Source organism: Archangium sp. (genome assembly GCF_057119385.1).
On sequence record NZ_DBNGVP010000155.1, the window covers coordinates 1 to 13,218 of the forward strand.

Here is a 13,218-nt window from a genome sequence, read left to right on the forward strand (position 1 = left end):
GCAGGTTGTAGGCCAGCACTCGCAGCCAGCTGAGCACCAGGGGTGCCTTGCCTCGCAGGCTGGGCGAGGCGCTGTCCTCCTCCAACACCACGTCCGCTGTCCAGTTCGGCCCGTTCTCAATCCCCCAGTGCCGGCGTACCAGCGTCAGCATCTGCTCCGGGGACAGTTGCCCACTGGGAATGGAGGTGAGGAACAGCCGCGTCTCCACCTTCGGCAGCTCGCCGTCTCTGGTTCGCGTCTGCCGCACCCACACCCATTGCTCGGCGCCGGGAAAGTCCTCTTCTGGCGGCTTGTCCACCACCCTCAACTCCCTCCGCACCCACTCCCCCTTCACCCTCTCGCGCACTCGCACCTTCACTGGCGCCACCGCCAGCGCCACCCACGCCTTGCCATGCAGCCGGTGGAAGTTCTCCTTGAGCGCCATCAAGTAGTGCTTGCCCTCCTGCCTCACCACGCTCGCGTTGGCCGCGCTCGTCATTCCCGCGTCCACCGTCACGTACTCGAAATGGCGCCCAAACTTCTCCACCACCCGCTTGAACAACTCCGGGAACGCCGTCGCCTCTCCCTGCTTGCCTTCCAGCAACTTCTGGTCGAGCACCGGACACGCCGCGCTGCTGGTGAGACTGGCGCGCAGCGCGTACGGGTACCAGTACTCCCGCCCCTGCTCATCCTTTGTCGTGTGGCTCGGCTCGCACGGCGCCTGCCCCGGCGTGCTCTCCCCCGCCTTCCCGTCGATGCTGACGACGCCCCGGGCGAAGAGCTCGTTGCGTATCAACCCCTTGTCCAGCCCACTGCGCACCAGCTGCTCCACCTCCTGCTCCAAGCCCTCTGGCTCCAAGCTCCCCAGCAGCCTGTCCAACGTCGTGTCGGACACCGGCCGCTTCAACCCCTCGGGTGCCGTGCCTTCTCGCAGCATGTCCTCGCCCAGCGCCTCGGCATGCCGCAACACCCGCCGCCCCACCGCCAGCGCCTGCACCAGCAGCATCAACATCGCCGCCAGCGGGTGCCTCTGGCCCCGGCGTGCTCGCGGGTCCTTTACTCCCTTGAATGTCAGCCCCAGGCTCGTCATCATCCTCTGCACGCGCGAGGGGGTGTCCTGCTCATCCTTCTTCCCCTTCTCGCTTCCCGCATGGGGTGTGGAGGGCCCGCCAGCCCTCCCGCCCCGGTTTTTCTCCCTACTCATTCCTCTTCTCCACGGACCTGCCCGGCCCGTCACCGGGCTCTTTTCAGGCGCCCCCCCGCGATCAGCCCGCGGCTGCTCGCCACGGGTGGGCCCCTGTAGGCGGGACTATACTCCAGCCGTCGGCCCGGGTGGGATAACCTCTCTCGTAGGACTTTGAATCAAGCCTGGCTCGGAAGGGGGGCGCTGGCCCATGTCTGGCCTCTGGCGGTTCGTCGTCCTCGTGCTCGCGCTGCTGCCGTCTCCGGACGCGGCGGCCCAGCGGTTCGCGGTGGAGCGGCCCATGCGGGTGGCCTTCCTCGATGCCCTGGCGCCGGGCAATCCCTGGCGGGACAGCCTCGTGGGCACCATGCGCGCGGCCGCGAGGGACCTGCGCATCGAGCTCACCGTCCACCCCGTGGGCCACTGGCCCGGGGAAGTCCTGGAGCGGGCGCGCGAGGTGCTGAGCGGGCCCGGCCGGCCCGACTACCTCCTCGTCACGATGCACCGGGGCATCGGCACCGGCCTGCTGGAGCTCTCCCGGCGCACGGGGGTCCCCGTCTTCGTCATCAACTCGGGCCTGCTGCCCGCGGACGCCGCGCGCTTCGGCGGGCCGCGTGGGCACTTCCCGCTGTGGCTCGGGCAGATGCTGCCGGACGATGCGCTGGCCGGCCGCACGCTGGCCCAAATCCTGTTGGAGGCCGCCGCCCGGGGCCACCCGCCCCACGCGCCCGTGCGGCTCGCCGCGCTCGAGGGGCAGCCCGAGGACGCCTCCGGGTGGCTGCGCTCCGAGGGGCTGCGCCAGGCCGTGGCCGGGTGGGAGGGGCCGAGCTGCTCCAGGGCGTCTCCGCCTCGTGGGACGTGGAGGTGGCCCGGCGCAAGGCGGAGCTGCTGCTGCGCCGCTACCCGGAGCTCCAACTGCTCTGGGCCGCCAACGACACCATGGCGCTGGGGGCCCTGCGCGCGGTGGAGGCCTCGGGCCGCCGCCCCGGCCAGGACGTGCTGCTGGGCGGCATCGACTGGACTCCCGCGGCCCTCCAGGCCGTGCGCGAGGGCCGCCTGGTGACGACGCTCGGCGGCCACTTCCTCGAGGGCGCCTGGGCCCTGGTGCTGCTGTATGATCACCACCACGGCCGAGACTTCGCCTCCGAGGGGCTCGAGTGGCGCACCTCCCTGGCCCCCATCTCGCGCGCCGAGGTGGACACCCTCCAGCAACTGCTCGGCGAGGGCGACTGCGCGGCAATCGACTTCCGCGCCTTCTCCAAAGTGGCCAACCCCGCGCTGACGCACGACGACTTCTCCTTCCGGGCCTTGTTCGCTCAGCGGCGGCTGCGCTTCCCGGGTCCCCTCCTGGAGTCGTATGGATTCACGCGTCCCCTCCCCTCCGAGCACCACCCCTGAGCGGATGGGGAGGCGGATTCCCGGCAACCGGCTCGGGCGCCGGCTGCTGGGGGCCATCGTGCTCTTCAGCGTCGCGGCCAGCCTGGTGAGCACCGCCGTGCAGCTCGCCACCGACTACCGGGGCGAGGTCCACGCCCTGGAGGAGCGGTTGGAGCAGCTGCGCCTGAGCTACGCGCAGAGCGTGGCCCAGAGTCTCTGGTCGCTCGACGAGGCGCCGCTGCGCATCCAGCTCGAGGGGATGACGACGCTGCCGGACATCGTCCAGGCCGAGGTGGACAGCGCGCTGGGCACCCACTACCAGGCCGGCGCCGCGCCCGGGACGGACGCGGTGGTGCGCTCCATCCCGCTGTACCACGGGCCGCTCTTCCTGGGCACGCTCCGGGTGAGCGCCACCCTGGAGGGCATCCACGCGCGGCTGAGGGACCGGGTGCTCGTCATCCTCGCCACGCACGCGGCGCAGACGTTCCTCATCGCCCTCTTCGTCCTCTTCGTCGTGCAGCGCATGGTGACGCAGCACCTGGCCACCCTGGCGGCGTACACGCGCGGGTTGGGGCCGGCGCACCTGGACGCGCCGCTGGTGCTGCGGCACGAGGCTCCGGGGCCCGCCGGCGGCGACGAGCTGGACGAGGTGTGCTCGGCCATCAACGAGATGCGCGAGTCGCTGCGCCAGGAGCTGGGCGAGCGCCAGCGCTCCGAGGCCGCCAACGCCCTGCTGGCCGAGGCCGGCGAGGTGCTCCTCTCCTCGCTGGAGATGGAGAAGGTGCTGCCGCGCGTGGCCTCGCTGTGCGTGGGCGCGCTGGCGGACTGGTGCGTCATTGATTTGCTGGAGGACGGGGAGATGCGGCGGGTGGGTGGCGCGCACGTGGACGCGGAGAAGCGGGCCCTGCTCGGCGAGCTGCAGCGCCGCTACCCGCCGGGCCCCGGCTCGACGTCGCCTCCGGCGCATGTGGCGCGCCAGGGCCCGCCGGTGCTGGTGCCCCACGTCACGGACGAGAAGCTGCGCGCCATGGTGGTGGACGAGGCGCACTTCCAGCTGGCGCGGGCGCTCGGCATCCAGAGCCTGCTGGTGGTGCCGCTGGTGGCGCGGGAGCACCGGCTGGGCGCCATCACGTTCGTCTCGGCCACGCCCGAGCGCTATGGGCCCGCCGAGCTCGCCCTGGCCCGGGAGCTGGCGAGCCGCGCCGCCATCGCCCTGGACAACGCGCGGCTGTACCGGCACGCCGAGCGGGCCATCCGCCTGCGGGAAGTGTTCCTCTCCGTGGCCGCGCACGAGCTGCGCACGCCCCTGTTGCCGCTGCAGCTGAGGTTGCAGAGCCTGCTGCGCCGGGGCCGGAGTGGCGCCGCGCTGGAGCCGGCCCGGTTGCTGGAGGAGGTGGCCACCGCCGAGCGGCAGACGCGGCAGATGGGCCTGCTGGTGGACCCGTTGCTGGACGTGTCACAGCTGAGCGCGGGCCACGCGTTGGAGCTGCGCCGGCGGCGGGTGGACTTGAGCGCGCTGGTGGCGGAGGTGCTGGAGGAGCTGCGGCCGCAGGTGGAGGCCAGTGGCTCCGAGGTGCGGAGGGAGCTGCGCGGGCCGGCGGTGGGCTGGTGGGACGCGCGGCGGTTGGAGCAGGTGGTGACGGGGCTGGTGCGCAACGCGCTGAAGTTCGGCGAGGGCCGGCCCATCGACGTGCGGGTGACGCCGCGGGACGGCGCGGTGGTGCTGGTGGTGAGAGACAACGGCATCGGCATGCCGGAGGGCGAGCGCGAGCGCCTCTTCGAGCGTTTCGGCCGCGGGGTGCCGGTGCGGCACTATGGAGGGCTGGGGTTGGGGCTCTACCTCACGCGGCAACTGGTGGTGGCGCACGGGGGCAGCATCTCCGTGGAGAGCCGGCCGGGCGAGGGCTCCACGTTCACGGTGGAGCTGCCGGTGGACGAGGCTCCGGACGCGGTGGGCTGAGGAGGGGCCTGCTCGACGCCCGGAAGGCCGGGGTACTGGAGTGGGAGCGGAAGCTCATCTCCCCGGAGAGGGGCGGGAGAAGGAGACCTCCTCCTTCGTGAAGTGGTCGATGACGCGTTGATCCAATTCCTCGAGCGTCTTGCCGCGAACTTCCAGGAAGCGAGCCACGTCCTGCGCATGGAGTGCTTGCGCGGCGTCAGGAGAAATGGCGTGGCTCGCGAGCAACTCGTCACTGCCGCGCATCAGCAGATTGCCGAGCAACAGGTCCCGCATCGCCTGGGCCTGCTGGGGGTGGACGATGATGCGGTTCGCGGACTCGGCGTGGCCCCGGAAGAGAGGAACGATGGCATCGGCGCCGTGCCTCGCCAGCAGCGCCACGGGATCCTCGATGGGTTGCCCGGAAACGTCTCGAGGCCGGAGTCCAGCCAGATGGAGGGCCAGCACCTTGGAGCGGGCAGACCGGTAGTGGAACCGCTCGGGGAGTGGGGGAAACAGGCCCACGGGTTCTCCCCAGGCGCGTGTGGTTTCCCCCTTCGCGAGCTGCCGCAGATGGTGGAGCAGCCGCTGAAGCTTGTTTCCAGTGACGGCCCGGAAGGCGCTGCCGTAGGTCGTCAGCCAGAACCAGCGGACCAGATGGCGCATCACGTCGCCCGGGGGGTTGGCACACGCCCGACAGGTCCGCATCGCCTCGGCCAGCAGGATGAGCTGGTAGCGCGAAGGCAGCAGTTCGGCGGACAGGATTCCGCACTCCTTCTGGAGGAAGCGGACCGCGAGCAGCAGGTTCTCCGTTGCCTCGTCGATCATCTGCGGCGCCGCCGCGAGCCGCCGGCTCAATTCCTCGACGTCCTCTTCGAAAATGTCGAGGTCCAGCGCCGCCTTGCAGATATCGAGGAAGAGATCCTCCTCGGGCTCGGGTTCCCACCCCTGCTCCTTGAGCCGGGCCTTGGCCACCGTGAGCCGCTCGCGCAGATCGAATCCCTCACTCCAGGTGAGTGCCTGCATCATGTGGAACTCGCCCATCGGAGTTCCCCGGCTGTTGATGCGGTGGAAGATGCGGGTGGCCTGTTCCAGGTCCTCGGTCACGATGGCGAGGACCGGAATCTTGTAGTCGCGGAATGCGCTGACCAGCTCGTCGGACGCGGTGATGAGCCGTTCGGCTCCCGGGTGTTTCGCCAGCTCCCGCTGGAAGCGCAACAGACCGATGCCATCGAGCGTCAGCCAGAGGGGCTGCCAGGTGGGAGGCGGCTCTTCGTCTCCTTCCTGGAGCCGGAAGTCCCGCGCCTCCAGGTCATAATAGAGGTTCCAGCTCCACTCCTGCCCGATGGAGCGCTCGATCGGCCCGGCAGGGAGATCCCCCGAGTTTCTGGGATGGATGGACCCCAGCAGCGTGGTGAGCCGCTGGACACCATCCAGGAGATAGCTGCGCAGGATGCCCTCCATCGCCGGGCGCTCGGGAAGCCGGTGGGGCCCGATCCCCTGGAAGCACTGGAGGCTCCGGGTCGCCGTGCGCCAGATGAGCACGCTGCCGATCGGGATCCCGTCCCGCACGCTCTCGAGCAGATCAATCCGTTGATTGTTCAGCCAGACGAAGTCTCGTTGGAAGAGAGGAAGGCGGAGGTTGCCCTCCATGATTTCCTGGAGCAGTCGCGCCAGGGAGTAGATCTGCGGCTCGCTCAAGTAGGCGGGTGTCGCCATGGTCGGCTCCTCTCTGGTCAGGCGGCGCGCAGCAGTGTCTCGAAGAGCCGCATCAGTTCGTCGGTCTGACCGTCCTGGGCGAGCCACGCGTCGGGGATGCGCTCCTGGAAGGACTCCGCCACGGCGGGGCTGAATCCCTCCTCCAGGTGGGCGGCCTGGTCGGGCTTCGTTCTGACGAGGTCGTCGAAGATGTCCGCGAGCCCAGCGCCCTCCCGATCCCCACGCAGGCCCCTCTTCATATTGTAATGGTGGCGCTGCTCATCGCTCAGCAGGCGGAAGGCCTGGAGCCTGGGCCGCCACCTGCCATCGAACTCGCGTGGGTGCTTCTGCTTCAGCCAGCGCTCGATCGCGGGCTCGGGAATGTAGTTGTCGATGGCGCGGCGCTCGAGTTGATGGTGGGCCAGCGTTTTGCGCTTGCAGAATCGCGCCACCTTCTTGGACTCGCTGTGCGGCTCCCCATGCTTGCGCGCGTCGCTGTCGAACATGACGAACAAGCGTAGGCGCCGCTCGCGCACCTCGCACTCCTGTTCGAGGGCATGGCCCAGGTTCTGGAGCCCTCCCCGGTGCTCGAGCTTCAGCAACTCCCTCTTCGACCAGTCCTCGAAGCGTGCGCGGTAGAAATGGGGGACGGTGGCGTGGAGGAAGGCCTCGTCGTGGACGCCCTCGATGAGCACGCGCAGCGGCTTGCGCAGGAGTGCAACCGCGCTCCGGAGGGGCAGCCGGGGAACCGTGCCTTCCCACTCCGCCTCTTCGACATCCGCTACCCGGACGACGCTCGCGGGCGGGTCACGCAACTGCCGCTCGGTGCTCGCATCGAGAATGAGCTCGATCTCATCCCGCTGCGCGGGTGTCAGCATGTCCGTCCAGAGCTTCAGCTCTGGCGCATCCAGGGGCTCCACCTCGAGGGTGTGACAGTCCTGGTCCAGGCAGAGGTTGAACAGCTCCAGCAGGGCCAGCGGGTATCTGGCCTGCTGTGCGGACACGAGGAGCGGAGCCTCGATGATGATCCTCACCGACCCTCCTTGGCGCGACGCTCCTTGAGGATCCTGCGAGCCAGCTCGGTGTCCTCGGCGAAGACCCCGGGGGGCCAGCGGCTGGGCTGGCCCTTGTCATTGAAGGTGATGAGGTCGACCGTGCTGCTCCCGTCGTCGAGCTGCTGGACCCAGTACACCCCTACCCTCTCTGGATCGAGCCGTCCCTGGACGATGGCGAGCTGGATGCCCTGCAGGAAGTTCTCCGAGTGCGTCTCGATGAGGGCGCGAGGGGGTTTGGGCTGCATGGCGAGCTCGCAGAAGTAGTTCGCCAGGGAGGCATGAAGTGCGGGGTGCAGGTGCAGCTCCGGTTGCTCGAGGGCGATGAGCGAGCCGTGTGCTCCCTCCTGGCGGGCCTGTGCACCGAGCACCAGCACGGGCAGTACCTGGGCCATGCCCTCGCCGGTGTCGATGACGTTGACCCGGATGCCGGGGCTGGCCAGCGGACCCAGGGTGAGTGCGTAGTAACGAGGTGCCACCTCGGTCACATCCAGACGCTGCCGGGTGTGTTTCTCGAACCACCCGGAGACGGTCGTGAGCAGAGTGCCCCCCCGAAGCTTGTCCTGGACGAGAACCTCCAGCGCCCCCGTACCATCCTCGAGGAGCTTGGGCGGCGCGCTTCCGCGAAACTCCTTGCTCCGGTGGGGCACCCGACGGATGGCTCCGAGCCAGTGTACATTGTCGCGAAGGCGCTCCAGTTGGTGGCCTAAATTCATGAGGGCGTGCCAGATATCAACGCGTCCCCGAATGGAAATCCCTGGCTGGATGCCACGGAACTCCAAGGGATAGGGCTCAACGTTCTCTTCCTTCCCATTGGTGGACGGAAGGAGGTCGTATATTGCCTGACCGATGGTCTGGAACTCCTGCTTGGGATGCCACGTTCCCTGTATGGCGAAAGGAGAGCCCAACTCATCCAATCCTTCCAACCCTTCGATGCTGAATTCGCTGACAGCAGGGGGAAGGACTTCCGCCTGTGGGCCGGGCAGTTCAAGGATGGAGAGCTGATAGTGGCGTAACAGGTCATCCCCATCTGCATCGTCCCACCTCAGCCCGAAATCGATTTGCCGTCGTGGGCTGAGCTGGCAGCACAAGTCGCGGAACGAAGCACCCCGGACGGCGGCGCTGTCGAGGTTGAGTGGAGCTCCTCGAGGCGCGCCGACCGAATCCGCCAGCAGAGGCAACACCCGCAGGAGCGCGCTCTTGCCCGAGTTGTTGTACCCGAACAGCAGCGTGAGGGGCCTCAGCTCGATGGTGGTGGGGCGGAGGAACGAGCGGTAGTTGGCGACGGTGAACGAGGAGAGGGCCATGAGGCGTGCACGGCTGGCGGGCATCTCCGCTCAGCTCGGTTCCTTACCTGCACGTGTATAACCGCCGGGACACAGGTCTGGTGCGCTAGCACGCGAGGTCGCACGCTTTCAACGCTGCTCCTCGATGGGTATCGGGTGCGCGGCAACAGCGGCTCCTCGGCGAGCAGAGGATGGGTCCGCAGGGTGGATGCCGGAGGTGGAAGCCTGAGTGTGGAGGGCTCGGTTCCTCCAGGCCGCTCGGACGAGGACCGGGGGAACACCCTCACCCCCGCCCTCTCCCAGCGGGAGAGGGAGTCATGGCTTGCCTTCGCGAGGGCTCCGCGTGAGAAGTGAGGCTCCACCTCCTCCCCTCCCCTCTGCTGCCGACATGAAGCCTCGGTATGACGTCATCGTGGTGGGCCTGGGCCACGCGGGCTGCGAGGCCGCCCTGGCCTGCGCGCGCATGGGCCTGGACACCCTCGGCCTCACCCTCAAGCGCGAGCGCGCCGCCGTCATGAGCTGCAACCCCGCCGTCGGTGGCACCGCCAAGGGCCACCTGGTGCGCGAGCTGGACGCGCTCGGCGGCGAGATGGGCCGCGTGGCGGACCTCGCGGGCACGCACTTCAAGACGCTGAACGCCTCGAAGGGACCGGCCGTGCAGGCCACCCGCGTGCTGTGCGATCGCGAGGCCTACGCACGCACCATGCAGTCCGTGCTGTGGGCCCAGCCGAACCTCACCGTGCACGAGGCCGAAGTGTCTTCCGTGGTGGCCGAGGGCGGACGCGTGGCGGGCGTGGTGCTCGGCGATGGCACGCACGTGGCCGCGAGCGCCGTGCTGCTCACCACCGGCACCTTCCTCCAGGCCCTCATGCACGTGGGCGAGAAGAAGGAGGTGGGCGGGCGGCTCGGCGACGAGGCGGCGAAGGGCCTGTCCGACTCGCTGCGCTCGCTGGGCTTCTCGCTGGGGCGCTTCAAGACGGGCACGCCCGCGCGCCTGCTGCGCGACAGCATCGACTGGGACTCCATCGAACCGCAGCCCGGTGACTTCCCGCCGCGCCCGCTGTCCCTGCGCACCCGGTGGGGACTCGGGGACGGCCCGTTCCCCCACCAGCCCGCGGTGACGTGCGCGCTCACGTACACCACGGCGGAGACGCACCGGATTCTGCGCGACAACCTCCACCGCTCGCCGCTGTTCCAGGGAGAAATCGTGGGCCGGGGTCCGCGCTACTGCCCGTCGCTGGAGGACAAGGTGGTGCGCTTCTCGGCGCGCGAGCGGCACCTGGTGTTCCTCGAGCCCGAGGGCCCGGACTCGCCGCTGGTGTACCCGGCGGGCCTCTCCACGAGCATGCCGGCGGAGGTGCAGCTCGAGTTCCTGCGCACGCTGCCGGGCCTCCAGAAGGTGGAGGTGGCGCGCTTCGGCTACGCGGTGGAGTACGACTACGCGCCGCCCACGCAGCTGAAGGAGACGCTGGAGACGAAGCAGGTGGAGGGCCTGTACTTCGCCGGGCAGCTCAACGGGACGAGCGGCTACGAGGAGGCGGCGTTCCAGGGCCTGTTCGCGGGAATCCAGGCGGGGCTGAAGGTGAAGGGCGAGCCGGAGCTGGTGCTCGGGCGGGACGAGGCGCACGGGGCGGTGCTGGTGGACGAGCTGGTGACGAAGGGGGTGGACGAGCCCTTCCGCATGTTCACGAGCCGCTCGGAGCACCGGCTGAAGCTGCGCGAGGGGAACGCGGAGCTGCGGCTGGCGAGGCACGGGGCGCGGGTGGGGCTGGTGCCGCGCGAGGTGCTGGAGCGGGTGGAGGAGAAGCGGCGGGCGGTGGCGGAGGAGGTGGCGAGGCTGAAGCGGACGGGGCTGGCGGCGCGGTTGAAGCGGCCGGAGGTGACGTACGCGGCGCTGGCGGCGGAGAAGGCGGAGGGGTGGCCGCGCTTGAGCGACGAGGTGGTGGAGGAGGTGGAGGTGGAGGTGAAGTACGAGGGCTACATCGTGATGGCGGAGCGTGCGGCGGCGAGGGAGGCGGAGGCGTGGGACGGGTGGAGGATTCCGGGGGACTTCGCGTACGCGGGGGTGAGGGGCCTGTCGGCGGAGGCGGTGGAGAAGCTGGAGAAGGTGAGGCCGGCGACGGTGGGGCAGGCGAGGCGGATACCGGGGCTGACGCCGGCGGCGTTCTCGCTGGTGCTGGTGGCGCTCAAGCGGGGCGGGGTGGGGAGCGATTCAGGGCCGGGCGGAAGCGGGTTCTGATCGCACAGGGGGGTGTGGACAAGGTGTGGAGAAGTTTGGAGCACCCAAAGGTGCGAGACATTTCAAGGACTTGGGACCCGAGTCAGGAGGGGTGGCTGTGGATAACGCGCGCTTCGGCGATCTGATGGAGAAGGGGTGCAGGGCGTTGGGGGTGACGGTGGGGGAGGACGTGCCGGCGCGGCTGAACCGGCTGATGGGCGAGCTGTTGAAGTGGAACGCGAAGGTGAACCTGACGGCCATCACCGCGGAGGAGGAGGTGGTGGAGAAGCACTTCCTGGACTCGCTGGCGGTGCTGCCGGAGGTGGAGGGAGCGGGGAGCGTGCTGGACGTGGGAGCGGGGGCGGGGTTCCCGGGGTTGCCGCTGAAGATGGCGAGGCCGTCGTTGTCGGTGACGGTGGTGGACGCGGTGGGGAAGAAGGTGGGGTACGTGAAGGCGGTGGTGGCGGTGGCGGGGTTGGGGCTGACGGGGACGAAGGCGGTGCACACGCGAGCGGAGGGCAAGCCGGAGGCGGAGGGATTGCCGCGAGCGGACCGGGTGATCGCGAGGGCCTTCATGGACCTGCCGGACTGGTTGGACCTGGCCCCGGCGTACCTGGCGGAGGGAGGGCACGTGGTGGCGATGCTGGGCAAGCCGCTGAGCGAGGACGAGCTGAAGGCGCAGGCGGAGAAGCGGGGCCTGAAGCTGGTGTCGGCGAGGTCGTACCGGCTGCCGTTCTCGGGAGCGGAGCGTCAGGTGGCGGCGTTCGCGAAGTAGAGCAGGAGCGGAGGAGGACGCAGGAGTCCCCCCGCGCATCACTCACGAGCATCACTCGCGAGCATCCACTCCGAGGGCATCCACTCCGAGGGCATTTCCCCTCTCCCCTCGGGAGAGGAGCCCCCCGTCGTTCAAAGGGGGGGCAAGCCCCCCGGGGTGAGGGTATCGAGGCCCCGGGTTCCCCCCGAGCGGGCCGCTCCCGTGTCCTCCAGCGCACGAATGAGAAACCCGGAGTCCCGTTTTCCCCGGGGGAAGCGGAGTCCGTGTCCGTCCCTTGCCCTAGACTTTCGGATGCACCGAGACGGCGGCGGCCGGTGACGTGAAGCCGCGGGACGACGGCCGAGCCGGGATCGGGTGCGTTCACAGGGGGGAACGCGACATGAGGCCAGCAGGGGCCCACACGGTGGGCAGTCCCGAGGGGGACGGCGAGGTCATGAACCGGCGCCTGGTGCTCTGGGCTGTCGGCACGGTGGTGCTCACGCACGCGCTGCTGGTGGCGCATGCGTGGGGCAGGTGGACGGTGGTGGGGGCGCTGTGCGGGCTCTTCGCCGTGCGGGCGGTGCTCAACACGCGCTTCCTCTCCCAGGTGAAACGGATGGGCCGGCTGCGGAGGGAGGAGCAGTGGGCGCTGTTGCTCGGCAACCTGACGCTGAGCGCGGTGGGGTCGCAGCTGCTGCACTGGAGCCTGATGGGGTGGATCAACATGCTGGTGCAGGCGGTGTTCCTGAACGGAGGGGCGCCGTCGAGGCAGGGGGTGACGGTGAGGCGGGTGGGGTTGGGGCTGCACCTGGCGGCGTCGGCGGGGCTGGGGCTGCGCGAGGGGGTGGAGGCGGGGACGGTGGGGGTGTTCTGCCTGGCGGCGTGCGCGTTCTACGGACTGGGCGAGACGCGCTGTCAGCTCCTGCTGGATGCGCTGGAGGCGTCGAGGGAGAGCCACCGGCGGTGGGAGCGGATGCAGGGGCAGCTGGTGGCGCACGAGAAGCTGTCGAGCCTGGGGATGCTGGCGGCGGGGGTGGCGCATGAAATCAACAACCCGATGGCGTTCGTGACGAGCAACGTGCGGCTGCTGAGCCGGGACCTGGCGGCGCAGGGGGAGCTGCCGGAGGAGCTGCGCGAGTACGTGGAGGACGTGCTGCCGGCGACGCTGGACGGAATCCGGCGGGTGAACGCGATTGTCGCGGACCTGAGACGCTTCGCGCGGAACGACCCGGAGGAGCCGGTGGAGTTCGACCTGAACGCGGAGGTGTCGTCGGCGCTGAGGCTGTCGCAGGGGGAGAGGAGGGGCCGGTGCCGGATGGAGCTGGAGCTGGGAGCGCTGCGGCCCATCGTGGGTCAGCCGAGGCAGATGGGGCAGGTGGTGTTGAACCTGATCATGAACGCGGTGCAGGCGCTGCCGGAGCAGGGGGGGGTGGTGAAGGTGAGCACGCGGGAGGAGCCGGGCGAGGCGGTGGTGGAGGTGAGGGACAACGGGGTGGGGATGAAGCAGGAGGTGGTGGGGCGGCTGTTCCAACCGTTCTTCACGACGAAGCCGGTGGGGGAGGGGACGGGGCTGGGGCTGGCGGTGGCGTACGGCATCGTCACGGGGCACGGGGGCCGCATCGAGGTGGAGTCGGAGGAGGGGAGGGGCACGTGCTTCACGGTGCGGTTGCCCCTGCGAGAAGACGTTCCCCCAAGCCTCCACCCCTCTCCCGCCGGGAGAGGGACGGGGTGAGGG

The 13,218-nt window shown here is 69.7% G+C and carries 9 protein-coding genes; 5 read left to right on the plus strand and 4 right to left on the minus strand.

Translation table 11 applies throughout. The annotated features are described in order from the left end of the window. Positions 1 to 1,183, minus strand: a 1,183-nt coding sequence (locus tag AC16DP_RS37535) for an ISAs1 family transposase (RefSeq protein WP_483956945.1), incomplete at its 3' end; no start/stop codon positions are given. An 843-nt stretch (positions 1,184 to 2,026) separates the two neighbouring features. Here AC16DP_RS37535 and AC16DP_RS37540 point away from each other — a divergent pair. Both AC16DP_RS37540 and AC16DP_RS37545 read left to right on the plus strand, forming a co-directional pair. After that, complete coding sequence (locus AC16DP_RS37540) at positions 2,027 to 2,560, plus strand: substrate-binding domain-containing protein (RefSeq protein WP_329729626.1); 534 nt, start codon at positions 2,027 to 2,029, stop codon at positions 2,558 to 2,560. Beyond that, the gene (locus tag AC16DP_RS37545) at positions 2,520 to 4,499 is read left to right on the plus strand and encodes an ATP-binding protein (protein ID WP_329729587.1); all 1,980 of its coding nucleotides are present in this window, start codon (positions 2,520 to 2,522) and stop codon (positions 4,497 to 4,499) included. The genes AC16DP_RS37540 and AC16DP_RS37545 overlap by 41 nt, the downstream gene beginning before the upstream one ends. Positions 4,500 to 4,553: 54 nt before the next feature. On the opposite strand, the gene AC16DP_RS37550 is transcribed toward AC16DP_RS37545, so the two are convergent. From AC16DP_RS37550 to AC16DP_RS37560, 3 genes are read right to left on the minus strand one after another with little or no spacing between them, the layout of a single operon-like run. Continuing rightward, complete coding sequence (locus AC16DP_RS37550; RefSeq protein ID WP_329729588.1) at positions 4,554 to 6,194, minus strand: DUF262 domain-containing protein; 1,641 nt, start codon at positions 6,192 to 6,194, stop codon at positions 4,554 to 4,556. Between the two features lie 17 nt (positions 6,195 to 6,211). Then, entirely contained in the window at positions 6,212 to 7,207 is a 996-nt protein-coding gene (locus tag AC16DP_RS37555; protein WP_329729589.1) for a hypothetical protein, read from the minus strand. Then, complete coding sequence (locus tag AC16DP_RS37560) at positions 7,204 to 8,556, minus strand: AAA family ATPase (protein WP_483956946.1); 1,353 nt, start codon at positions 8,554 to 8,556, stop codon at positions 7,204 to 7,206. The genes AC16DP_RS37555 and AC16DP_RS37560 overlap by 4 nt, the downstream gene beginning before the upstream one ends. Before the next feature lie 343 nt (positions 8,557 to 8,899). On the opposite strand from AC16DP_RS37560, the gene mnmG reads away from it, so the two are divergent. The 3 genes from mnmG to AC16DP_RS37575 all read left to right on the plus strand — a co-directional run bounded on the left by mnmG (position 8,900) and on the right by AC16DP_RS37575 (position 13,215). Then, the gene (gene mnmG, locus AC16DP_RS37565) at positions 8,900 to 10,750 is read left to right on the plus strand and encodes a tRNA uridine-5-carboxymethylaminomethyl(34) synthesis enzyme MnmG (protein WP_329729591.1); all 1,851 of its coding nucleotides are present in this window, start codon (positions 8,900 to 8,902) and stop codon (positions 10,748 to 10,750) included. Positions 10,751 to 10,847: 97 nt separating this feature from the next. Beyond that, complete coding sequence (gene rsmG / locus AC16DP_RS37570; RefSeq protein WP_329729592.1) at positions 10,848 to 11,504, plus strand: 16S rRNA (guanine(527)-N(7))-methyltransferase RsmG; 657 nt, start codon at positions 10,848 to 10,850, stop codon at positions 11,502 to 11,504. A gap of 379 nt (positions 11,505 to 11,883) precedes the next feature. Next, positions 11,884 to 13,215, plus strand: coding sequence for a sensor histidine kinase (locus AC16DP_RS37575; RefSeq protein ID WP_329729593.1), 1,332 nt, complete (start codon positions 11,884 to 11,886; stop codon positions 13,213 to 13,215). The last annotated feature ends 3 nt before the right edge of the window (positions 13,216 to 13,218 follow it).

What these genes read in the sequence shown, in the direction of transcription:
- AC16DP_RS37545 (WP_329729587.1), top strand. Translation starts at nt 2,520, where the DNA reads ATGGATTCACGCGTCCCCTCCCCTCCGAGCACCACCCCTGAGCGGATG.
- AC16DP_RS37550 (WP_329729588.1), bottom strand. Translation starts at nt 6,194, where the DNA reads ATGGCGACACCCGCCTACTTGAGCGAGCCGCAGATCTACTCCCTGGCG.
- AC16DP_RS37560 (WP_483956946.1), bottom strand. Translation starts at nt 8,556, where the DNA reads ATGCCCGCCAGCCGTGCACGCCTCATGGCCCTCTCCTCGTTCACCGTC.
- mnmG (WP_329729591.1), top strand. Translation starts at nt 8,900, where the DNA reads ATGAAGCCTCGGTATGACGTCATCGTGGTGGGCCTGGGCCACGCGGGC.
- AC16DP_RS37575 (WP_329729593.1), top strand. Translation starts at nt 11,884, where the DNA reads ATGAGGCCAGCAGGGGCCCACACGGTGGGCAGTCCCGAGGGGGACGGC.